The organism is Pseudomonas sp. SJZ078 (genome assembly GCF_007828255.1).
Classification (GTDB): domain Bacteria; phylum Pseudomonadota; class Gammaproteobacteria; order Pseudomonadales; family Pseudomonadaceae; genus Aquipseudomonas.
Window position 1 is genome coordinate 60,373 of record NZ_VIUG01000015.1, and the last position, 23,356, is coordinate 83,728.

18 protein-coding genes are annotated in these 23,356 nt (G+C 60.8%); 11 read left to right on the forward strand and 7 right to left on the reverse strand.

Going from position 1 to position 23,356, the window contains the following annotated elements:
- Positions 1–75: 75 nt before the first annotated feature.
- Positions 76–630: a chorismate mutase gene (locus tag FBY02_RS15205; RefSeq protein WP_144928859.1), complete on the reverse strand. Its 555-nt coding sequence runs from the start codon at positions 628–630 to the stop codon at positions 76–78.
- Between the two features lie 116 nt (positions 631–746).
- Positions 747–2,153 carry a glutamate--ammonia ligase gene (gene glnA / locus FBY02_RS15210; protein ID WP_053147846.1) on the reverse strand — a complete coding sequence of 469 codons (1,407 nt, stop codon included), beginning with the start codon at positions 2,151–2,153 and terminating at the stop codon, positions 747–749.
- A gap of 331 nt (positions 2,154–2,484) precedes the next feature.
- Between glnA and thiI the strand changes: the two genes are divergently transcribed.
- Together thiI and typA are read left to right on the forward strand one after the other, a co-directional pair.
- Complete coding sequence (gene thiI / locus FBY02_RS15220) at positions 2,485–3,939, forward strand: tRNA uracil 4-sulfurtransferase ThiI (protein WP_144928861.1); 1,455 nt, start codon at positions 2,485–2,487, stop codon at positions 3,937–3,939.
- A gap of 138 nt (positions 3,940–4,077) precedes the next feature.
- A complete protein-coding gene (gene typA, locus FBY02_RS15225; protein WP_144928863.1) occupies positions 4,078–5,898 on the forward strand; it encodes a translational GTPase TypA in 1,821 nt (606 codons plus the stop codon).
- A gap of 171 nt (positions 5,899–6,069) precedes the next feature.
- Here the strand turns inward: typA and FBY02_RS15230 are convergent, their stop codons facing one another.
- Positions 6,070–6,507, reverse strand: a complete 438-nt coding sequence (locus tag FBY02_RS15230) for a YkgJ family cysteine cluster protein (RefSeq protein ID WP_144928865.1) — start codon at positions 6,505–6,507, stop codon at positions 6,070–6,072.
- Between the two features lie 254 nt (positions 6,508–6,761).
- Between FBY02_RS15230 and FBY02_RS15235 the strand changes: the two genes are divergently transcribed.
- The 5 genes from FBY02_RS15235 (at position 6,762) to FBY02_RS15260 (ending at position 16,310) form a co-directional block, all read left to right on the forward strand.
- A complete protein-coding gene (locus tag FBY02_RS15235; RefSeq protein WP_144928867.1) occupies positions 6,762–9,212 on the forward strand; it encodes a glycogen/starch/alpha-glucan phosphorylase in 2,451 nt (816 codons plus the stop codon).
- Positions 9,213–9,492: 280 nt separating this feature from the next.
- Positions 9,493–13,119, forward strand: a complete 3,627-nt coding sequence (locus FBY02_RS15245) for a DUF2339 domain-containing protein (RefSeq protein ID WP_144928871.1) — start codon at positions 9,493–9,495, stop codon at positions 13,117–13,119.
- Positions 13,116–14,486: a DUF3999 domain-containing protein gene (locus FBY02_RS15250; RefSeq protein WP_144928873.1), complete on the forward strand. Its 1,371-nt coding sequence runs from the start codon at positions 13,116–13,118 to the stop codon at positions 14,484–14,486. Before FBY02_RS15245 ends, FBY02_RS15250 begins: the two co-directional genes overlap by 4 nt.
- Positions 14,487–14,699: 213 nt before the next feature.
- Positions 14,700–15,710: a class 1 fructose-bisphosphatase gene (locus tag FBY02_RS15255; RefSeq protein ID WP_144928875.1), complete on the forward strand. Its 1,011-nt coding sequence runs from the start codon at positions 14,700–14,702 to the stop codon at positions 15,708–15,710.
- A gap of 3 nt (positions 15,711–15,713) precedes the next feature.
- A complete protein-coding gene (locus tag FBY02_RS15260) occupies positions 15,714–16,310 on the forward strand; it encodes a DUF924 family protein (protein WP_144928877.1) in 597 nt (198 codons plus the stop codon).
- Positions 16,311–16,317: 7 nt separating this feature from the next.
- Here FBY02_RS15260 and FBY02_RS15265 read toward each other — a convergent pair whose 3' ends face one another.
- From FBY02_RS15265 to FBY02_RS15275, 3 genes are all read right to left on the reverse strand, one after another.
- Complete coding sequence (locus FBY02_RS15265; protein WP_144928879.1) at positions 16,318–16,650, reverse strand: type II toxin-antitoxin system RelE/ParE family toxin; 333 nt, start codon at positions 16,648–16,650, stop codon at positions 16,318–16,320.
- Positions 16,647–16,919, reverse strand: coding sequence for a type II toxin-antitoxin system Phd/YefM family antitoxin (locus FBY02_RS15270; RefSeq protein ID WP_053147824.1), 273 nt, complete (start codon positions 16,917–16,919; stop codon positions 16,647–16,649). Before FBY02_RS15270 ends, FBY02_RS15265 begins: the two co-directional genes overlap by 4 nt.
- A gap of 133 nt (positions 16,920–17,052) precedes the next feature.
- A complete protein-coding gene (locus FBY02_RS15275) occupies positions 17,053–18,945 on the reverse strand; it encodes a methyl-accepting chemotaxis protein (RefSeq protein WP_218570571.1) in 1,893 nt (630 codons plus the stop codon).
- A 283-nt stretch (positions 18,946–19,228) separates the two neighbouring features.
- Between FBY02_RS15275 and bamE the strand changes: the two genes are divergently transcribed.
- On the forward strand, positions 19,229–19,483 hold the full coding sequence (gene bamE / locus FBY02_RS15280) for an outer membrane protein assembly factor BamE (protein ID WP_047699781.1): 255 nt from the start codon (positions 19,229–19,231) through the stop codon (positions 19,481–19,483).
- 31 nt (positions 19,484–19,514) lie between these two features.
- Positions 19,515–20,084 (forward strand): lipocalin family protein, encoded by a 570-nt coding sequence (locus FBY02_RS15285; protein ID WP_144928883.1) that lies wholly within the window; start codon positions 19,515–19,517, stop codon positions 20,082–20,084.
- Between the two features lie 123 nt (positions 20,085–20,207).
- Here FBY02_RS15285 and FBY02_RS15290 read toward each other — a convergent pair whose 3' ends face one another.
- On the reverse strand, positions 20,208–21,572 hold the full coding sequence (locus tag FBY02_RS15290; protein ID WP_144928885.1) for a formimidoylglutamate deiminase: 1,365 nt from the start codon (positions 21,570–21,572) through the stop codon (positions 20,208–20,210).
- A gap of 105 nt (positions 21,573–21,677) precedes the next feature.
- Between FBY02_RS15290 and hutC the strand changes: the two genes are divergently transcribed.
- Entirely contained in the window at positions 21,678–22,427 is a 750-nt protein-coding gene (gene hutC / locus FBY02_RS15295; RefSeq protein ID WP_047699776.1) for a histidine utilization repressor, read from the forward strand.
- Complete coding sequence (locus FBY02_RS15300; protein WP_144928951.1) at positions 22,427–22,996, forward strand: HutD family protein; 570 nt, start codon at positions 22,427–22,429, stop codon at positions 22,994–22,996. Before hutC ends, FBY02_RS15300 begins: the two co-directional genes overlap by 1 nt.
- The last annotated feature ends 360 nt before the right edge of the window (positions 22,997–23,356 follow it).

A 23,356-nucleotide genomic window follows, 5' to 3' on the forward strand; every position in this document is an offset into this window, starting at 1 on the left:
CCGCTCAGCAACATGGCTATTGCCTGACACACCGCTATCGCGAGCAGCCTCTCCCACAAGGGGATGTGTATTGCCTCAGTTTTTGGCTATGCACAGCTCTGCAGTCGCCCGGATCAGGGCAAGCCGGTGCACCGGGTGCTGTTTGTTGTTGTGGGTGGCCTGGGCCAGCCATGTCGGGCATTGTGGGTCGGTACGGTAGGGGGTGAAATCGGCCAGTTGTTGCAACAGGCGCTTTTGCAGTCGATCAAGTTGCGGGCGGATTTGTCCCACCAGGTCTGGACGCGGCAGGTCCGGGGCCTTGCCTGCCAGGGCCCAGTCGGACAGGTCGATGTACTGCACCAGTTTGTTGGCTTCTATCTGGGCGCTGAAAAACGCTTCAACGGTTTCACCAGACAACTTGTAGACCGGCGCCTGGGCGACGGCGGCGGCAATGACTTCACGCTCGCGCTGGCGGTCTTCTACCGGTTTATGGCTGTCCCATTTGCTCAGCGCCACTTGATCGGCAAGGGCTATGCGTTCGCCAATGGCGTTCAGCAAAGGCGTCAGAGCGTCGGGAGCCGGTGTGGCTTGGGCGTTGGAGGCCAACAGCGCGACCGAAAGGGCAAGGCCAGATGTGAAGCGCAAGTTCATGGACAGTCTCTTCTTCGGGAGGGGCGGCAGTCATCATGCAGTAACCTGCGCCCATGAAAAAGGCCTCCCGAAGGAGGCCTCTGTTGTTTCACGCCGCGTGTACGAGCGCTACTGGATCAGCAGCTGTAGTACAGCTCATATTCCAGTGGGTGTACGAAGGTGCGAACCTTGATTTCTTCTTCGCTTTTCAGTGCGATGTAGGCGTCGATGAAGTCATCGCTGAATACGCCGCCCTTGGTCAGGAACGCACGGCCCTTGTCCAGCTCTTCCAGGGCTTCTTTCAGGCTGCCGCAAACCTGCGGGATTTCCTTGGCCTCTTCAGGCGGCAGGTCATACAGGTTCTTGTCGGCGGCATCGCCAGGGTGGATCTTGTTCTGGATACCGTCCAGACCGGCCATCATCAGTGCGGCGAAGGCCAGGTATGGGTTGGCAGCCGGATCCGGGAAGCGGGCTTCGATACGGCGGGCTTTAGGGCTGTTCACGTAAGGAATACGGATCGAGGCGGAACGGTTGCGAGCCGAGTAGGCCAGCATCACCGGCGCTTCGAAGCCTGGGACCAGACGCTTGTAGGAGTTGGTCGACGGGTTGGTGAAGCCGTTCAGGGCCTTACCGTGCTTGATGATACCGCCGATGAAGTACAGGGCGGTGTCCGACAGGCCGGCATAGCCTTCGCCTGCGAAAGTGTTCTTGCCGTCCTTGGAGATCGACATGTGAACGTGCATGCCCGAACCGTTGTCGCCGTACAGGGGCTTCGGCATGAAGGTCGCGGTGCGGCCATAGGCATCGGCAACGTTGTGCACGACATACTTCAGGGTCTGCACTTCGTCAGCCTTCTTGACCAGCGTGTTGAACTTCACGCCGATTTCGTTCTGGCCGGCAGTCGCCACTTCGTGGTGGTGAACTTCCACGGTCTGGCCCATTTCTTCCAGTGCGTTGCACATGGAGGTACGGATCTCGTGGTCGAAGTCGAACGGTGGTACTGGGAAGTAGCCGCCTTTCACGCCTGGACGGTGGCCCTTGTTACCACCTTCCACGTCCTGGTCGGACATCCACGAACCTTGTTCGGAGAAGATCTTGAACATGGAGCCGGAGATGTCGGACTTGAACTTGACCGAATCGAAGATGAAGAATTCAGGCTCAGGACCGAAGAAAGCGGTGTCACCGATGCCGGTGGACTTCAGGTATTCCTCGGCGCGGTGGGCGATGGCGCGTGGGTCGCGGTCATAGCCTTGCATGGTGGATGGTTCGATGATGTCGCAGACCAGGATCAGGGTCGGCTCTTCGGTGAACGGATCCAGGACGGCGGTTTCGTCGTCCGGCATCAGGATCATGTCGGATGCTTCGATGCCTTTCCAGCCAGAGATGGAGGAACCGTCGAACATCTTGCCGATTTCGAAGAAATCGTCATCCAGGGCATCACGGGCCGGCATGGTTACGTGATGTTGAGTGCCTTTGGTGTCAGTGAAGCGCAGATCAATCCACTTGACGTCATGATCTTTGATGAGTTGAACCGACTTCGACATATGTCCTCCGGGTGGCTTCGGGCGGGGTAATGGTTTGCCCGTAGATATGAGTGATGCCGGCGCGAATACTCTGCCATGGCAACCTGCCTCACAAGGGAGCAAATTGCATGCCAGTGCCCCAGCTTGGGTTTTTTGCACCAAACCCACGCCTTTTGAAGGCTTGAACGGTAGATTGTCAGACAGTCGCGCACTGTAATGTAGCGTATTGGCCGGCGTGAGACCTGTTTTGGTGCACTGAAAACCAGGCACACATTAATTGGTCAAACCTTGAGCAATTTCCGCTATAATCCGCGCCCCCCTTTTTTCGGCTGGCCGTTCGCGCGCTGTTTTCATGAAACTAATCGTAAAAGTCTTCCCCGAAATCACCATCAAGAGCCGCCCGGTCCGGACGCGTTTCATCCGGCAGTTGGCCAAGAACATCCGTGCCGTGCTCCGTGATCTGGACCCGGTCGTGGTGGTGAATGGCGTGTGGGACAATCTCGAGCTGGAAACCCGCGTCAGCGAACCCAGGATTCTGAAGGAGATGACCGAGCGGCTGACCTGTATGCCGGGCATCGCGCATTTCCTGCAGGTGGATGAATATCCGCTGGGGGATTTCGACGACATCGTCGCTAAGTGCAAGCTGCATTATGGCGATGCGTTGGCCGGCAAGATTTTCTCGGTACGTTGCAAGCGTGCGGGCAAGCATCCGTTCAGTTCGATGGACGTGGACCGCTACGTCGGCAGCCAACTGCGCCGGCAGTGTGGCGCCGCTGGTATTTCGTTGAAAAACCCGCAGGTCGAAGTGCGCATCGAAATTCGCGACCAACGGTTGTTCGTCATCCACAGCCAGCACAACGGCATCGGCGGGTATCCGCTGGGGGCCCTGGAGCAGACACTGGTGCTGATGTCTGGCGGCTTCGACTCCACGGTCGCGGCCTACCAGATCATGCGGCGCGGCCTGATGAGCCATTTCTGCTTCTTCAACCTCGGCGGGCGTGCCCATGAACTGGGCGTGATGGAAGTGGCGCACTTCATCTGGAAGAAGTACGGCAGCTCGCAACGCGTGTTATTTGTGAGTGTGCCGTTCGAAGAAGTCCTGGGGGAAATCCTCGGCAAAGTCGATGACAGTCATATGGGCGTCATTTTGAAGCGTATGATGTTGCGTGCCGCTTCCAGCATCGCCGACCGCCTGCACATCGATGCGCTGGTCACCGGCGAGGCGATCTCCCAGGTATCGAGCCAGACACTGCCGAACCTGTCGGTCATCGACTGCGTCACCGAAAAGCTCGTGCTGCGTCCGCTGATCGCCAGCCACAAGCAGGACATCATCGACACGGCCAACGCGATTGGCACTGCCGAATTTGCCCGGCACATGCCCGAATACTGCGGCGTCATCTCGGTCAACCCGAAGACCGCCGCCAAGCGCGGACGCGTGGAGCACGAAGAGAAAGAATTCGATATGGCGGTGCTCGAGCGTGCGCTCGAAAACGCCAGGCTGGTGCCGATCGATCGGGTGATCGACGAATTGGGCCAGGACATCAAGGTTGAAGAAGTCGGCGAAGCGCTGGCCGGTCAGATCATCATCGACATCCGTCACCCGGACGACGCTGAAGACGACCCGTTGAGCGTCGCCGGTATCGAGGTACAAACGATGCCGTTCTATGCAGTGAACGCGCGTTTCAAGGAACTGGACCCTACTCGCCAGTACCTGCTGTATTGCGACAAAGGCGTGATGAGTCGCCTGCATGTCCACCATCTGCTCAGTGAGGGGCATGCCAATGTGCGCGTTTATCGACCGAGCTAAGTGCCCGGGGCTGTTTGCCTGTGGCCTGCGTCACCGGCCCCCCGACGCCGTCGACAAGCTGTAGCGGCTTTGTCGGACTCAACGTAAATCGCTGCCACGACCTGTCAGCACACCGAATCCTCTGATCGAGATACACAAGTGATCGAAAATCTACGCAACATCGCCATCATTGCCCACGTTGACCATGGTAAAACCACCCTGGTAGACAAACTCTTGCGTCAATCCGGCACCCTGGAGCGCAACGAGCTCAACGACGAGCGCGTGATGGACTCCAACGACCAGGAAAAAGAGCGTGGTATTACCATCCTGGCGAAAAACACCGCCATCAACTGGAACGGCTACCACATCAACATCGTGGATACCCCGGGCCACGCCGACTTCGGTGGTGAAGTAGAGCGCGTGATGTCGATGGTCGACTCCGTGCTGCTGCTGGTCGACGCCCAGGACGGCCCTATGCCGCAAACCCGCTTCGTGACCAAGAAAGCGTTCGAAGCCGGCCTCAAGCCGATCGTCGTGATCAACAAGGTCGACCGTCCGGGCGCGCGTCCTGACTGGGTTCTGGACCAGATCTTCGACCTGTTCGACAACCTCGGTGCCACCGACGAACAACTGGACTTCCAGGTCGTCTACGCCTCGGCCCTGAACGGCATTGCCGGTCTGGACCACACCGACATGGCTGAAGACATGACCCCGCTGTACCAGTCGATCGTCGACAACGTACCCGCACCGGCCGTTGACCGTGACGGTCCGTTCCAGATGCAGATCTCGGCCCTGGACTACAACAGCTTCCTGGGTGTGATCGGTGTTGGCCGTATCGCCCGTGGTCGCGTCAAGCCGAACACCCCGGTCGTCGCCATCGACGTCGACGGCAAGAAACGCAACGGCCGTATCCTGAAGCTGATGGGGCACCACGGTCTGCACCGTGTGGACGTCGAAGAAGCGGCTGCCGGCGACATCGTCTGCATCAGCGGCTTCGAAGAGCTGTTCATCTCCGACACCCTGTGCGACCCGAACGTTGTCGAGGCGATGAAGCCACTGACCGTCGACGAACCGACTGTTTCCATGACCTTCCAGGTCAACGACTCGCCATTCTGCGGTAAGGAAGGCAAGTTCGTGACCTCCCGTAACATCAAGGAGCGTCTGGACAAGGAGCTGCTGTACAACGTGGCACTGCGCGTTGAAGAAGGCGACTCGGCCGACAAGTTCAAGGTCTCCGGCCGTGGTGAGCTGCACCTTTCGGTACTGATCGAAACCATGCGTCGCGAAGGCTTCGAAATGGCGGTAGGTCGTCCGGAAGTGATCATCCGTGTCGTCGACGGCGTGAAGCAGGAACCGTTCGAGAACGTCACCATCGACATCCCTGAAGAATCCCAGGGCAAGGTCATGGAAGAAATGGGCCTGCGTAAGGGCGACCTGACCAACATGTCCCCGGATGGCAAAGGGCGTGTGCGCCTGGAGTACAACATCCCGGCTCGTGGCCTGATCGGTTTCCGTAACCAGTTCCTGACCCTGACCAACGGTGCTGGCATCCTGACCTCGATCTTCGATCGCTACGACACCATGAAATCCGGCCACATGTCCGGCCGTCAGAACGGCGTCCTGGTATCGGTAGAAACCGGCAAGGCGCTGACCTACTCCCTGGAAACCCTCCAGGCGCGTGGCAAGCTGTTCGTCGAGCACGGCCAGGAAATCTACAACGGTCAGATCGTAGGTCTGAACAGCCGTGACAACGACCTGGGCGTCAACCCTACCAAGGGCAAGAAGCTCGACAACATGCGTGCTTCGGGTAAAGACGAAACCATCGCCCTGGTTCCACCTGTTCGCTTCACCCTGGAACAGGCACTGGAGTTCATCCAGGACGACGAATTGTGCGAAGTGACTCCGAAGTCGATTCGCCTGCGCAAGAAGATCCTGGACGAAGGCGAGCGTACCCGCGCTGCCAAGAAAGCCAAGGCTTGATCGTTTAGCCCCGGCTGAATGAAAAACGCCCCCGGTCGTGAGACCGGGGGCGTTTTTTTATGCATGGAGTTTATGCAGTGACCGGCAGGCCGCTTTCGCGAGCAAGCCCGCTCCCACAGGCTCAGCGCTGTCCTTGTGGGAGGCGAAAACGGTAGGTCAGGCGCTAAATAGTCAAAACCGATCCAACGTCCGCGGATTACGCTCGCGCTCCACTTCCTTGGGCTTGTACGCACAGTATCCCGGCCGTGGCCCGACCCGTGGATGATTGCGGCAGGTGTCCGGGCGTTTCTCGTAAATGGTGCACAGCCGGCTCTTGCGGTCCAGATAAAGGCAATTGTTGTTGCTCATGCGCTGGAGCGTGAAGATCTCCGACTTCTGGTTGTAACGCTCGACGATCCCTTCCTTTTGCAGGCGCTTGGCGATGTTTTTCGGCGGGTCGCCCAGTTCGAACTCGTCGACGATGCCGATCCGGATCAGGTCCTTGATCTTGACCTCGACCGGGAGCGTGCAGCAGCTCGACACGCAGGAACCGCACATCGGGGCGGAGTACTTGGCCCAGGTATCGAGTCGGTCGATCTCCGCGGCGGCGATCAGGTTGGGCTTCATCATTCTAGGTATACCGGCATGCATCAGGGCGCGCGATCATACCGGGACTGGTGAAATTTTGAACGACCATCCGCCGGTTTTTTTTCGCTCCGGCAAACCCCCTCCTTGGGCGGCATGGCCCCTGCATTCATTCATCCATTGGCAATTTCCTGGCGGCAATTCTCCGGCATCGGGGGAAAACCACCGAACCAAGAGCCTTCGCCGTCTGTCAGACCGTCTAGGCTCAGACAATTCCATGCTCGTTCGAGGTCTTATTCATGACTCAAGAACCACTTGTTCGCGAAGCTGAAGTGGCCGCATTTCGCGACGCTGTGTTGACCAAACTCACTTATGCCGTCGGCAAGGACCCGGATCATGCGTTTGATCACGATTGGTTCGAAGCCATTGCCCTTGCAGCCCGCGACCACATGGTCGAACACTGGATGGATCACACGCGACAGATCTATCGCAAGGGCCAGAAGCGGGTCTACTACCTCTCCCTGGAATTCCTCATCGGGCGCTTGCTCTACGACAGCCTGAGCAACCTCGGCCTGCTGGACACCGCCCGCGAAGCCCTGACCGAACTGGGCGTCGACCTGGAGCGCATCCGCTTGCTCGAGCCTGACGCGGCGCTGGGCAACGGCGGCCTCGGTCGGTTGGCGGCGTGCTTCATGGAGAGCATGTCCACTCTGGGCATCGCCGGCCACGGCTACGGCATTCGTTACGAGCACGGCCTGTTTCGTCAGGCGATCGTCGATGGCTGGCAACAGGAGCAGACCGAGCACTGGCTGGATTTCGGCAACCCCTGGGAGTTCGAGCGGCCGGAGGTGGTCTACCCGATCGGCTTCGGCGGTAGTGTCGAGACTGTCACCGACGACACCGGCAAGACCCGTCAGGTCTGGTCCCCGGCTGAAACCGTGCGGGCCATTGCCTATGACACCCCAGTGGTGGGCTGGCGGGGTGCCAGTGTGAACACCTTGCGCCTATGGCGTGCGCGAGCCGTGGAAGACCTGCATCTGGAGCGCTTCAATGCCGGCGACCACCTCGGTGCCGTGGCCGAGGTAGCCCGGGCCGAAAGTATTTCCCGTGTGCTCTACCCGGCCGATAGCACCGAAGCCGGCCAGGAACTGCGCCTGCGCCAGGAATATTTCTTCGTTGCCGCCTCGTTGCAGGACCTGCTGCGCCGCCATCGCAACATGCATACCTCGGTCCTGACCCTGGGCGATCACGCGGCGATCCAGCTCAACGACACCCACCCGTCCATCGCCGTGGCCGAGCTGATGCGTCAACTGGTGGACGTCTACGACGTGGCCTGGGACGCCGCCTGGCAGATCACCCAAGACACGCTGTCGTACACCAACCATACGTTGCTGCCCGAAGCCCTGGAAACCTGGCCAGTTGGCTTGATGGAACGCATGCTGCCGCGGCATATGCAGATCATCTATCTGATCAACGCTCAGCACATCGATTCGCTGCGGGCCAAGGGGGTACACGACTTCGACGTGCTGCGCTCGGTGTCGCTGATCGAAGAAGACAACGGCCGCCGGGTGCGCATGGGCAACCTCGCGTTCCTCGGCTCCCATAGCGTCAACGGCGTTTCCGGGTTGCACACGCAGCTGATGCGCAGCACGGTGTTCTCGGAACTGCACAAGCTCTACCCGGAGCGGATCAACAACAAGACCAACGGCGTCACCTTCCGCCGCTGGTTGTTCCAGGCCAACTCGGAATTGACCTCGATGATGGTCGATGCCCTGGGCCCGAGCGTGCTCGACAACCCTGAGGAACGCCTGATCGAGCTGGAGCCGTTCGCCGACAAGCAGGCATTTCGCAAACTGTTCGCCGAGCAGCGCCTGCACAGCAAGAAGGCCCTGGCCTACCTGATCCATGAGCGTTTGGGCATTGCCGTGAACCCGGCGGCGATGTTCGACGTGCAGGTCAAGCGGATCCATGAGTACAAGCGCCAGCTGCTCAACCTGATGCACACCGTGGCGCTGTACCAGGCGATTCGCGCCGAGCCGGAGGTGGACTGGGTGCCGCGGGTGAAGATCTTCGCCGGCAAAGCCGCCGCCAGCTATCACCAGGCCAAGCTGATCATCAAGCTGACCAACGACATCGCCCGGGTGGTGAACAACGACCCGACCGTGCGCGGCCTGCTCAAAGTGGTGTTCCTGCCCAACTACAACGTCAGCCTGGCCGAAAGCATCATCCCGGCGGCAGACCTGTCGGAGCAGATCTCCACGGCCGGTTTCGAAGCGTCGGGCACCAGCAACATGAAGTTCGGCCTCAACGGCGCGTTGACCATCGGCACCATGGACGGCGCCAACGTGGAAATGCATGAGCGGGTGGGAGGTGAGCACATGTTCATCTTCGGCCTGACGGCCGAACAGGTGGAAGCGCGCAAGCGCAACGGTGAATTCAGCGCCGCGCCGGACATCGCCGCGTCCCATCGCCTCAGCGATGTGTTGCAGGCGATCCGTGGCGGGGTATTCTCCCCGGACGATCCGATGCGCTACACCGGCCTGGTGGATGCGCTGGTGGACTATGACCGCTTCCTGGTCTGCGCCGATTTCGACGCCTACTGGAATGCCCAGGCCAAGGTCGAGGAGCGTTGGCACGATTCCAAGCAGTGGTGGCGGTCGGCAGTACTCAACACTGCACGCATGGGCTGGTTCTCCTCTGACCGGACCATCCGCGAATATGCCACCGACATCTGGAAAGCTCTGGAATAGCATCTGTAAGAAATGTGAGCGAAGCCCAACGGCAAGTGGGCTTCGTCGATATACTGAGCGCCAGTTTCGCCGGGCTCCGATGCCATGGCTCAGTCAAAAGTACCCCCTGTGGGAGCGAGCCTGCTCGCGACAACGGTCTGTCAGTTAACGGAAATGTCGACTGATAGGGCGCTATCGCAAGCAGGCTCGCTCCCTCAGGGTGTGGGGTTGTTCCGCTAGACTGAGCCATACACCGCATCACCCGGTTATGCCCGCAATGGGCCGCTCAGGGATATCAACCATGCAATGGATTTTGACGCTGTTGGGCCTGGCAATCGGCTGGGTGGTGGATGAGTCATTCGCCGATGCGCTGATAGGCGCATTGTCGGGGCTCGGCATCGCTCTGGTCTTGCGGCTGCGCCGTCTCGGGGCCCAGGCCAGCAAACAGCAGAGTCTGCTGGAGGCGACCCAGCAAAACCTGCTGACGCTGGAGGCACGTCTTGCCGTGCTTGAGAGCGGCACGGTGTCCGCGCCGGTGTCTGCCCCCGCACCCGAGATCGTAGTGGCCCAGGCCCCGCAGCCCGAAGCTCGCAGCGAAGCAGCACCAGAGCCCGAACTGGATTTGGTCTGGGAGCTACCGCCTGACCTGGCGCCGGCCCCGGCGATGGTCACGCAAGCCAGTCAACCGCTACCCGACGACATCTGGACCCCTGCACCAGCCACCTCCCGCCGCGAGGCCCGCGCAGCCGAGCCGCTGGAGCCGATTGTCACGCCGCCTGCCCCTCGCGGCCCCGGCTTCATCGAGCGTGCCGTGGCCGTTGCGCGCAACTGGCTGTTCGGTGGCAATACCGTATTGCGGGTTGGCGTGTTGCTGTTGTTTCTCGGCCTGGCGTTTCTATTGCGCTATGCCACCGAAGGCATGGTGGTGCCGATCGAACTGCGTTACGCCGGTGTTGCGGCCAGTGCGTTGGGCCTGCTGGGCCTGGGCTGGTGGCTGCGCCAACGCAACAACAGTTATGCGCTGATGCTCCAGGGCACCGGTATCGCCGTGTTGTATCTGACGGTGTTCGCCGCCATGCGCCTGCACCCGCTGCTCGATGCGAAGGCCGCGTTGGGGTTGCTGGTGGCGGTCACGGTGTTCTCGGCGATCCTGGCGGTGACCCAGAACGCCCTGGGGCTGGCGGCTGCCGCGGCCCTGGGCGGCTTTGCCGCGCCGATCCTGACCTCTACCGGCAGCGGTAACCATGTCGCGCTGTTCAGCTATTTCATCCTGCTCAATACCGGCATCCTCGCGATCGCCTGGTTCAAGGCCTGGCGCCTGCTCAACCTGATCGGTTTTGTCGGCACCTTCGGCATCGGTATCGCCTGGGGCCTGCGGTCATATACACCGGCACTGTTTTTCAGTACCGAGCCGTTCCTGATCGTCTTCTTCCTCATGTACTTGGCGATTGGCTTGTTGTTCACCCGGCGCAAACTGCTGGAGATGAGCGACGGCCCCGAGGATGACAGCCGTGAAGCGCTGCTGCGCTGGTCGGCGCGCAAGGGTGATTATGTGGACGGCACAATGCTGTTCGGTCCGCCGTTGGTGGGCTTCGGCTTGCAGCTCACGCTGGTGATGTTCCTGGATCTGGCCGCGGCGTTCAGTGCCCTGGTCCTGGGCATGATCTACATGGGCCTGGCCCGTGTGTTGATGAAGGGGCGCGCCCTGTTGCTGGCCGAAACCTGCCTGGCGCTGGGGGTGATTTTTACCAGCCTGGCGATTCCCCTGGGCCTCGATGCCCGTTGGACCACGGCCGCATGGGCGGTGGAAGGCGCGGGGATTTTCTGGCTGGGCCTGCGTCAGCAGCGACCATTGGCGCGTGCGTTTGCTTTGTTGCTGCAGCTGGGCGCGGCGCGGGCTTTCTTCGGTGAATTGCAGATCGGCCAAAGCAGCCTGCTTCAGGGCGCTCCATTGGGTGCGTTGATGCTTGGCGGGGCCTTGCTGTTCAGCTTCTATCAATTGCGCAAGGCGCCGCCCGAGCACACCGCGAGCTGGGAGCGCCAGGTGCTACCGGCGCTGGCTGTGTTGGGCCTGGGCTCGCTCTATCTGCTGGCGCCGCTGTTTTTCTTCACCCACGGTACCGCTATCGCCTGGGCGCTGGCCGGCCTGGCGACGCTGTTCGTCGGCCTGCGCCTGCAATCTCGCGCCTTCCTGTTCACGGCGTTCGGCGTGCAGCTGCTGGGGGGCGCGCTGTTCTTGATGCGCTTGCGCGGCGCTGAAGGGGATTCGGCGGCGGTGTTCGCTGCCGGCTGGAGCGGCTTGCTCAGTGCTTCGTTGATCGGCCTGGCATTGATTGGCGGCATGTTGCTGGCCGCTCGCGACGAGATGGTGCGCAACGACGTTCGGTTGCTGCGCGGTTTGTCGGTGGTATTGCTGGCGGGGCTGGCGTTGATCAACCTCGCTGTGTTGTTCGTCCTGCCCTGGCAAACGGCGAGCGGCGTGTGGGCCGCCAGTGGCCTGTTGATCATCTGGTTGAGCCTGTACCTGAAACAACGCATGAGCTTCGTGTTCGGCCTGCTCCTGCAATTGCTGGGCGGTGCGGCATTCCTGGTGGCGGGGCCGGCCTTGCTGGGCCCGCTCGACGGCGAGGGGCTGCGGCCCCTGGCCCACAGTGGTTTCTGGACGCCGATGGTGCTGGGGCTGGCGGCGCTGGTGGGTGCGTGGCGACTGCAGCGAGGCCATCCGGCGGCGGTATTCGAGGCCCTGGGCCTGCAGCGTTTGTCCGAGCTGCTGCTGATCTGGGGCGCCGGTTGGTGGGCACTGACCTGGGTCAGCGAAGTGCTGCGCTTCGCACCGGTCCATCTGCAGGGCAGCTTGTTGCTGATTGTCGCGGCGCTCAGTGTCGCGGCGTGGACGATTTTGGCGCTGCGTTTGCGGTGGCCGGCGCTGGGATTGCTGTGCACCTTGCTGATTCCTGCGGGGGGCTGTGTGCTGGTCGCGACCTGGCACAGCCGTTACCACCCGGCGGCGGATTTCGGCTGGCTGGCCTGGCTGATCCTGTTCGGTGTGCATTTCCTGTCGCTCAAGCGCTTGGCTTCGATGCTCCCGGATCCGGTCCGCAGCACCGCCCATGTGCTCGGTTGTTGGTTGTTGATCGGCGTGTTGGCGTTGGAGCTGCGTTATGGCCTGCTACTGTTGTCCGAGCAATACAACGCCTGGCGTTGGCTGGGTTGGGCGATCCTGCCGAGCCTGTACCTGGTGCTGATGGCTGCGCCGCGGGCCTGGCCGTGGCCTGTGTCGGACCAGCCGCGGGAGTACCGCGTCTACGCGGCGGCGCCCCTGGCCGTGTTGATGCTGGGGTGGTTCTGGCTGGCCAACACCTTCAGCAATGGCGTCGCCGAGCCGCTGCCGTATGTGCCGCTGCTCAACCCGTTGGAGCTGGGCTTGCTGTTTGCCTTGTTCGGTGTCTACGTATGGGCGCGCAGTGCGGTGACGCAGTTGGCGATCCGTTGGGCCCATGCCGAACACGTCGCCCAGTTGGTCGCCGGGGTCTCGCTGTTCTCGTTCTTCACCGCCCTGGTGATGCGCAGCGCCCACCATTGGCTGGACGTGCCGTTCGAACTCGATGCGCTGCTCGAATCCATGTTCGTGCAGGCCGGGTTGTCCCTGGTCTGGACCTTGATCGCCCTGGGTCTGATGATCGGCGGACACCTGCGGCATCGCCGCGAGGTATGGCTGATCGGTGCCGCGCTGATTGCCGTGGTGGTGGCCAAGCTGTTCTTTGTCGAATTGAGTAACCGCGGTGGCCTGGCGCGGATCGTGTCGTTTATCGGCGTGGGTGTATTGCTGCTGGTGGTGGGCTACTTCGCACCGCTGCCGCCCAAACGTCCGGAAACGGTTGCGGAGGCCGAACCGTCGATGCCTGTCAGTGAGGGAGTGTCATCTTGAGTCGCAAGTTGAGTCGGATCGGCCTGGGAGTGGTCGGGTTGTGGGTGGCATTGTCGGCTACGGCCCAGGAGAAACCGACGGACTTCGCCCACCAGGTGCCGTTGACCTTGAGTGGTGAAGGACCGTGGTATCGTCTGCCATTGCCGCTGGAGGTCCAGCTGCAGGCGCGGCAGACCGACCTGAGCGACCTGCGGGTCTTCAACGCGGCCGGGCAGCCCCAGGCGTATGCGCTGGTCCGCGAGACAGCGCAGAGCCGGGAACAGCGCACCGTCACCGACGTGAAATGGTTCCCGTTGTACAACGCGGCCGATGACAACGAGCGCGCCCCTAGCGTGCGGGTGCAGTCGAACGCCAACGGCACACTGGTGGAAGTCCAGCCGGCCAGTCGGCTCGAGGCAGGTGAGGAAGAACTGCGCGGCTGGCTGCTGGACGCCAGTGCGATCAAGGCCCCCTTGCAGCAGTTGATCCTCGACTGGACCAGCGAGCGCGACGGCTTCCAGCGTTTTACCATCGAAGCCAGCGACGACCTGCAGAACTGGCAGGCGTGGGGCGAAGGCCAGGTGGCACGCCTGACCTTCGCCGATGAGCGGGTCGAGCAGCATGAAGTCAGCCTGCCGGGACAGTCGGCGCGTTACCTGCGGTTGTTGTGGGATTCGCCGTCTTCCGCGCCGGTGCTGACTTCAGCCCAATTGCAGAGCGCCAGCCGCGAAAGCCTGCCGTTGCCGCTGGCCTGGTCGCAACCATTGGCCGGCAGCACCACGAAGGCCGGCGAATACACCTGGCAGTTGCCCATGGGGTTGAATCTCGAAGAAGTGCAGGTGGAACTGAGCCAGGCCAACAGCCTGGCGCCGGTGACCCTGGCCGGCCGACGTGAGAGCAGTCATCCGTGGCAACCGATGGGCAGTGGTTTGTTGTATCGGCTCACTCAGAATGGTCAGGATGTGGTGCAGAACCAATTGCAGTTGTCCGGTCAGACCGTTCAGCAATTGAAGTTGACGGTGGACGAGCGCGGCGGTGGCCTTGGTACCGAAGCGCCGTCCCTGCGCTTTGCAGTGCGTCCGACCCAAGTGGTGTTCCTCGCGCGTGGCGAAGGGCCCTACAGCCTGGCGCTGGGCAGCGCGACGGTGAAGGCGGCCAGCCTGCCGCTGACGACGCTGGTGCCCGATTACCGTCCATCGCGCCTGGCGACCCTGGGGGCGGCGACAGTGAATGGGCCTACGACTTCAACACCGGCGGCCGAAACCGCGCCGGCCGTCGTCGGGACCAACTGGAAAAAAATCGGTCTGTGGGCGGTGCTGGTGCTCAGCGTGTTGTTCCTTGGCTCGATGGCATTCAGCCTGCTGCGCAAGCCGCCGGTCAAATCCTGAAAGCGGGTGCTTTGCACCCATCGCGAGCAGGCTCGCTCCCACATTGGATTGTGTTTCCCCTGACAGAATCCGATCAAGTGTGGGAGCGAGCCTGCTCGCGATGACGCCACTCTGTGAACTCAATCCTCCATTCCCCGTCTCATAGGAGGAATTAAGTCCCGACACGCGCTAAACTGCGCTGGTTTTTCCGTCCCCTATTCTTCGGAGCCGTCCATGTCTCGCGTTACCTTGAGTCGCTATTTGATTGAGCAGACCCGCAGCAACAATACCCCTGCCGATCTGCGCTTTTTGATCGAAGTGGTAGCGCGTGCCTGCAAGGAAATCAGCCACGCCGTATCCAAAGGCGCGCTGGGTGGTGTCCTGGGCAGCATGGGCACCGAAAACGTGCAAGGCGAAGTGCAGAAGAAACTCGACGTGATCTCCAACGAGATCCTGCTCGAAGCCAACGAATGGGGCGGTCACCTGGCCGGCATGGCGTCCGAGGAAATGGACAATGCCTACCAGATCCCGGGCAAATACCCCAAGGGTGCCTACCTGCTGGTATTCGACCCCCTGGACGGTTCGTCGAACATCGATATCAACGCCCCGGTCGGCACCATCTTCTCGGTATTGCGTTGCCCGAACGAGTACCTGAGCCAGAACGAAGCCCTGAACGAAAAGGCCTTCCTGCAGCCAGGCACCCAGCAAGTGGCCGCCGGCTATGCCATCTACGGTCCGCAGACCATGCTGGTGCTGACCTTGGGCGACGGCGTCAAGGGCTTCACCCTGGACCGTGAAATGGGCAGCTTCGTGCTGACCCACGAGAACATCACCATTCCTGAAACCACCCAGGAATTCGCCATCAACATGTCCAACCAGCGCCACTGGGAAGCCCCGGTACAGCGCTATGTCAGCGAGTTGCTGGCTGGTGAAGAAGGCCCGTTGAAAAAGAACTACAACATGCGCTGGGTGGCCGCGATGGTTGCCGACGTCCACCGCATCCTGAACCGCGGCGGCCTGTTCATGTACCCACGCGACAGCCGCGAGCCGACCAAGCCGGGCAAACTGCGCCTGATGTACGAAGCCAACCCGATGTCGTTCCTGGTGGAACAGGCCGGCGGCGCTTCCACCGATGGTCACCAGCGCATCCTCGACATCAAGCCTGAAGGTCTGCACCAGCGCGTGGCGGTGTTCCTCGGTTCGAAGGAAGAAGTGGCGCGCGCCACGGCCTATCACAAGGAATAAATCATGGCCGAGCCTTGGCAGCTGTTGCTTGATTGGTGGTTCGGTTCAGCCGAGACGCCGGACGAAATAGCGGCTGAAAAGAACAAGCTGTGGTTCGGCAAACACCATGATCGTCAGGCGCGTGAGCGTTTTGGCGATCAGGTCGATCAGGCACTGGCCGGTGGATTGACCGACTGGGCGCAGCACCCGGAAGGTTGGCTGGCCCTGGTGATACTGCTCGACCAGTTCCCGCGGATGATCTTTCGCGACACACCCAAGGCCTTCTCCGGCGATCTCCGCGCCCAAGCGTTGGTGGCCCAGGGGCTGGCGGCGGGTTTCGACCGGCAGCTCAAACCCATCCAGCGCGTATTCATCTACCTGGTGCTCGAGCACTGCGAAAACCTCGCCGTGCAGAACGAGGCCGTGTCCCGGTTTATCGACCTGGTGCGAGAGCAGCCGGAAGCGGATCGGGCGGTGTTCGAAAGCAACCTGGACTATGCCGAACGGCATCAGAAAATCATTGCCCGGTTTGGACGGTTTCCCCATCGCAACGGGGTGTTGGGGCGCGAGTCTACGGCTGAGGAAGTGGAGTTTTTGAACAGGCCTGGGTCGCGTTTTTAGTGGCTGTTTATTGATTGCCTCGAAGCAACCGTTTCATGAGTAGCGCGGGCAGGCTTTTGCGGCTATCGGCAATGATGTGGATGTAGATCGTTTTGCCTCGCACTTCATAAATGATCCTGTTCATTCCTGACAGGACCTGCCGATACTGCCCAAGATTCAGCTTTTCTATTTCGTCTGGGATCGACCCCGCGTAAGGGAGTGTCGCCAAATGACGAATCGCAACCTTAAGACTGGTATGGGTGCTTTGCCAGGTCTGAACAGAAAATCGTTCGATCAGATAAGTGCGCAGTTCTTTGAGATCGGTCTCAGCCGATTGGAGGATTACGATCTTCAAACTCATCGTTCGTCGGCCGCGTCCAGTTCTGCGAAGACATCTTCGACATCTCGGTACTTACCTTCCTCGATTTCCTTATTACCCATAGCCAACAGCTTTAATAGCGCCATGGTGTCTTCTTGCTCTTCGAAGCTTTTCACATCCATGACCACGAGCTTGGCTTCGCCATTTTGAGTGATGACTAATGGCTCCCTGGTTTCTGTGATGCTCTTTACGACTTCGGCGGTATGGCTTTTCAAATAGCTGATAGGTTTGATTTGGGATGACAGCTTCATGATGGGACCTCTCAAAACTGAGTGGACTGAGTTTAGTCCTAATTCAGTCCTGCGTCAGGTCGTGTTGACTAAACGGTCCCCAGCGGGATAGGTCCTACCGCGAGCCGGCTCGCGATAGGACCTATCCCGGCGATTAAATCCGGAAGCTGCCCACCAATTGTTTCAACCGCGCCGCCTGCTGTTCAAGGTCGGTACAGGCCCGCAACGTGGCTTGCAGGTTTTCTACGCCTTCCTGGTTCAGCGTGTTGATTTCATTGATGTCGACGTTGATCGACTCCACCACGGCGGTCTGCTCTTCGGTGGCGGTGGCCACGGACTGGTTCATGCCGTCGATCTCGCCGATGCGCTGGGTCACGCTGCCCAGGCGCTCGCCGGCCTGGTTGGCGATGCCGACGCTGCTTTCACTCTGGCGCTGGCTGTCGGTCATGGTCAGCACCGCTTCCCGTGCGCCGACTTGCAACTCTTCGATCATTTTCTGCACTTGCTGCGCCGAATCCTGGGTACGGTGGGCCAGGTTGCGCACTTCATCGGCCACCACGGCAAATCCGCGCCCGGCTTCACCTGCGCGGGCTGCTTCGATGGCTGCGTTGAGGGCGAGCAGGTTGGTCTGCTGGGAAATGCTGGTGATGACTTCGAGGATCTGGCCGATGTTCACCGTGTTGCTGTTCAGGGTTTCGATATTGCCGCACGAATCGCTGATCTTGGCCGACAGCTGCTGCATGGCAGCGATGGTTTTATCCACCACCTGCTGACCGTCTTCGGCCAGATTACGGGCTTCGCTGGAGTGTTGCGAGGCGAGGGCGGCGTTCTGGGCGATTTCCTGGGCAGCGGCGCCGAGCTGATTGATGGCCGCCGCTACGCTGCTGGTGCGTGAGGCTTGCTGGTCGGAATTGAACATCGACGAGTTGGAGGCGCTGACCACGCGCAGCGCCACTTCGTTGACCTGGCCGGTGGCCGAGGCCACTTCTCGGATCGAGGTGTGGATGCGCTCGACGAAACGGTTGAAGGACGTACCCAGGGCGCCGAATTCATCCTGGCCGTGAATGGTCAGGCGGCGGGTCAGGTCGCCTTCGCCTTCGGCGATGTCATGCATCGCACGGCCCATGGTCAACAGCGGTTGCATCAGCACGCGGATCAACATGCCCAGCAGGGCAATGATGAAGACCACGGCAATGGCCATGGCGATCAGCGCCGAGGTACGGAACTCGCTGAGCATGGCCAGCGCAGTGTCCTTGTCGAGCACCAGTGCCACGTACCAGTCTGCGCCCGGCACGCCATTGACCCGGGTAAAGGAGATGAACTGGGTCTTGCCGTCGAGTTCGACTTCCTTCATGCCCGGGCTGACTTGAGGGGCACCGTTTGGGTAGGCCTCGGCCAGGGTCTTGAGGATGCGGTTGCTGTCGGGATGGATCAGGATCTTGCCATCGGCGCTGACGATGAACGCATGGCCGTGGCCACCGAAGTTCAGCGAGTTGATGATGGCGCTGACGCTCGACAGGTCGATGTCCGCACCCGCCACGCCGATCATCTGGCCCTGACGTTGTACCGGGGTCGCGACGGTAATTACCAGTTTGCCCGACGAGGCGGCAATATAGGGTTCGGTGACAATGGTCTGCTGCGCGCTGTTGGCGGCCTTATACCAGCCACGGGCGCGGGGGTCGTAGTCGGGGGCGCGATTACCGGCCGGCACCGAGAACATCACGCCGTCGACGCCACCGAAGTAGCTGAGCTGGAAGTTGCCGGTATAGGCGGGCAGGTCGATGGCCCGCTTGAGGCTGGCAGCGCTGTTGCCGTCGATGGCGACCTGCTGGGCCAGCGATTGCAGTAACTGGATACGCCCTTCGACCCACGTCTGAATGTTGCGGCTGGTCAGGTTGCCGAGTTCCTGCATGGACGTTTCGGTGCTGTTGTGCAGGCTTTGACGCTGACGGTAGTCGTTGAACAGGATGAAACAGGCGAACGCAACGGCTACCACAAGGGCTGCGGCCAGCAGGATTTTGTGGCTGAATTTCATGTTTCTGGTCATTAAGAGCGCTATCGCATAGGAGCTGGTCAGGAAGGGGCGTCAATTTGCCATACGGCAGGGTTTCGCGCTGTTCTTTTTATCGGCCCGCAACCGCCAGAGTTCAGGCGCCAGAGCGGCAAACCCGACGAAATGCACGACGCTGTCACAAACTGCTTGATTTACCGACGAACTACCCACTTTTACCCCAATAAATACTGGGTTCCCCGGGGAACCAGATAGGGGTTTTCTCTTCTAAGCTTCAGGTTGGCACCCTGCCACCTCCTTTCCGCTCCAGGAGTTCACGATGTCCCTGCGATCTATCGCGATGTTGTCTTTGTGTGTCTTGTTGACCGCATGCAGCAAGGTCAACCAGGAAAACTATTCGAAGCTGTCAGCCGGCATGTCCAAGGCCGAAGTCGAAACGTTACTGGGAAAACCGACCGACTGTTCGGGCGCGCTCGGCATGTCCAGTTGCACTTGGGGCGACCAGAAAAGCTTTATCAGCGTGCAATATGCCGGTGAGAAGGTGTTGATGTTTTCCGGCCAAGGCCTGAAGTAATCCGGGGCGACGTGCCCACGGGAGAAAAATAATGATGCGGTTATTGTTAGTGCTTTTAGCCGGCCTGGTATTGGCTGGCTGTGCCACTTCTGGCGAAGACCCGTTGGCGCCCAAGACCGTCAACAGCGTCAATCTCAAGCGTTACCAAGGGACCTGGTACGAGTTGGCCCGCCTGCCAATGTATTTCCAGCGCAACTGTGCGCAATCGGAAGCCCATTACACCCTCAAGCCTGACGGCAACATGGGTGTGTTCAATCGCTGCCTGACCTCTGACTGGAAGTGGGAAGAAGCCAAGGGCACCGCCACGCCCCAGGTACCGGGCAAGACCGACAAGCTCTGGGTCGAATTCGATACCTGGGCCTCGCGGATCCTGCCGGGTGTGTCGAAGGGACAATATTGGGTGTTGTATGTCAGCGATGACTACAAGACCGCCATCGTTGGCGACCCGAGCCGGCGTTACATGTGGCTGTTGTCCCGTACCCCGACTGTCAATAGTGTGGTGCGCGAAGAACTGCTGAGCAGGGCACGCCAGCAGGGCTATGACACGACTCGGTTGATCTGGCGTGCGTCGGACCGGCAGATGGCCAAGACCTCGGATTGACCGCCACTGAGATCGATAATGTGGGAGCGGGCTTGCTCGCGAAAGCGGTGGGTCAGTTGCATTCATGCTTGCTGACACGCCTCCTTCGCGAGCAAGCCCGCTCCCACATTTTTTTGCTCGGCGTCAGCCCAAGAGTTCGCGCAATACCTGGGTAAACGCCCGGGCGCTGTCCTCTTCTGCGGCGTGATGTCCGTCACGCACCACCCATTTCCCGCCCACCATCACATTCCGCACCTGACGATCCCCACCGGCAAACAACCAGCGATTGAGAATGCCGTCGCCCTGGGCCGTGGTCAGGTAAGGGTCGTTGCCATCGAGTACCAGCCAGTCGGCACGCTTGCCGACTTCGAGGCCGCCGATGGGTTGCCCCAGCGCCTGGGCGCCACCTTCCAGCGCCGCATCGAACAACGTACGACCGACCATCGGCTGATCTGCCCGGTACAGACGGTTACGCCGTTGATCCCGCAGGCGCTGGCCGTATTCCAGCCAACGCAACTCTTCCACCACGCTCAATGACACGTGGCTGTCGGAGCCGATACCCAGGCGTCCGCCTTGGGCGAGATAGTCCACTGCCGGGAAAATACCGTCTCCCAGGTTGGCTTCGGTGGTCAGGCACAGGCCGGCAATCGCCCGACTCCTGGCCATGAGGCTGACTTCCTGGGCGTTGGCGTGGGTGGCGTGGACCAGGCACCAGCGTTGGTCCACTTCGGTGTTTTCATATAGCCATTGCAGTGGACGGGCACCGCTCCAGCTCAGGCAGTCGTCGACTTCCTTCTGCTGCTCGGCAATGTGGATATGCACCGGGCAGTGGGTGTCGCTGGCGGCCAGCACTTCCTGGATCTGTCCGGGCGTCACGGCACGCAGGGAGTGGAAACACAACCCCAGGGCCTGTAGCGGCTGCCCGGCCAGGATCGGTTGCAAGCGAGACTGAAGCTTCAAGTAGTTCTCGGTGCTGTTGATGAAGCGCCGCTGCCCGTCATTGGGCGCCTGCCCACCGAAACCGGAATGGCTGTAGAGCACCGGCAGCAGCGTCAGCCCGATGCCGGCGCTGTTGGCGGCATGGCTGATGCGCAAGGCCAGCTCCGCCGGGTCGGCGTAAGGCGTGCCGTCGGTGTTGTGGTGCACGTAATGGAATTCGGCGACCGAGGTGTAACCGGCCTTGAGCATTTCGATGTACAGCTGTCGGGCGATGATGCCGAGTTGATCGGGGCTGATTTTTCCGACCAGGCGATACATCAGGTCGCGCCAGGTCCAGAAGCTGTCGTTGGGATTGCCCGCCACTTCCGCAAGCCCGGCCATGGCCCGCTGGAACGCGTGGGAGTGCAGGTTCGGCATGCCCGGCAACAGCGGACCGTCCAGCCGTTCGGCGCCGTCTGCCTGGGAGCTGGCCTGGATATGGGTCAGGACGCCTTGGGCGTCGACTTCAAGACGTACATCATTGGCCCATCCACTAGGCAGCAGCGCGCGTTCGGCAAAGAAGGCGGACATGGTTCAACCTCATCGTGCGTAATTTGTATATACATATACAGACGTTTGCCTGCCCGGTAAACTCCGGCAAGCTAGCAATCTTTATAAGCAGAACAGGGAACCGCCGTGCCGACTCCGCCTGCCAAACCGCCGCTGGCCGCAAACCTGGGTGACAGTCCGGCACCCTTGTACGCCCGCGTCAAACAGATGATCACTCAGCAGATCGACAGTGGAAACTGGCCGCCGCATTACCGCGTGCCGTCGGAAAGCGAACTGGTCAGCCAGCTGGGCTTCAGCCGCATGACCATCAACCGTGCCCTGCGGGAAATGACCGCCGATGGCCTGTTGGTGCGCATGCAGGGCGTCGGCACGTTCGTCGCCGAACCCAAGAGCCAGTCCGCGCTGTTCGAAGTACACAACATCGCCGACGAGATCGCCTCCCGTGGTCACCGCCACACGTGCAAGGTCATCACCCTCGAAGAAGAGGCTGCCGGTTCCGAGCGCGCCCTGGCCCTGGACATGCGCGAAGGGCAAAAGGTCTTTCATTCGCTGATCGTGCATTTTGAAAATGATATCCCCGTGCAGATCGAGGACCGTTTCGTCAACGCGCTGGTGGCGCCCGAGTACCTCAAGCAGGACTTCACCCTGCAAACGCCCTACGCCTATTTGAACCAGGTCGCGCCGCTGACTGAGGGTGAGCACGTGGTTGAAGCGATCCTGGCCGAGCCGAGCGAATGCAAGCTGCTACAGATTGAAAGAGGCGAGCCGTGCCTGTTGATCCGTCGTCGGACCTGGTCCGGGCGTCAGCCAGTGACCGCCGCCCGCCTGATCCACCCCGGTTCCCGTCATAGCCTCGAAGGTCGGTTTCATAAATGATGAGTCAGATAAAGGTCCTGCGCGCCGCTGATTACCCACGCATGCCCTGGAAAAATGGTGGCGGCAGCACCGAGGAAATCACCCGCGACGCCGGCACCGGCCTGGAGGGTTTCGGTTGGCGGCTGTCGATTGCCGATATCGGCGAGTCGGGCGGTTTTTCCACCTTCGCCGGTTACGAGCGCGTCATCAGCGTGTTGCAGGGCGATGGCATGACGCTCAATGTCGATGGTCGGACCACGCGGGCGCTGCATCCGCTGGATGCCTTTGCGTTCAGCGGCGAGAGCCATGTGCACTGCACGTTGCTGGGCGGGCCGATTCGCGACTTCAACCTGATCTATGCACCGCAACGTTACCGTGCACGGGTGCAATGGCTGAAGGATGAGCAGCGGTTTTTCAGTGAGGCGGGGACGGTGCTGGTGTTCAGTGCGGCTGCATCGCTACACGCCAAGGTTGGCGAGCCTGACGTGGACCTGGGCCTCTACGACTGTCTGCAATTGAGCGGTAACACAGGACTGTTGGAGATTTCCACGGACGGCCAGTGCTGCGTGATCGAACTGACTGCCCGCTAGTTTCAGCGGTACATCCTTGTGGCGAGGGGATTTATCCCCGCTGGGTCGCGGAGCGACCCAAATCAGTTGGTTCCGAAGCTGTTGAATTGGCACCAAGAGGGGCCGCTTCGCAGCCCAGCGGGGATAAATCCCCTCGCCACAAAAGCACGCCTTACTGTTTCTTCAGCTGCACCAATTTGTTACCGAATGCCCCAGCGTGGCGCAACACCACGCTTCTGTCCCGCCCATCCTCACCTCTGTAACTCCTCCTCCGAAAATTTAATCCCCTTCGCCAGCCCTTCAATTCCGTGCTTTCCAACCGTTTCCAGGAAGATTCCTGAACGAGCTTCCAACAAGTTGGCCGCTTGATTGCATATGCTT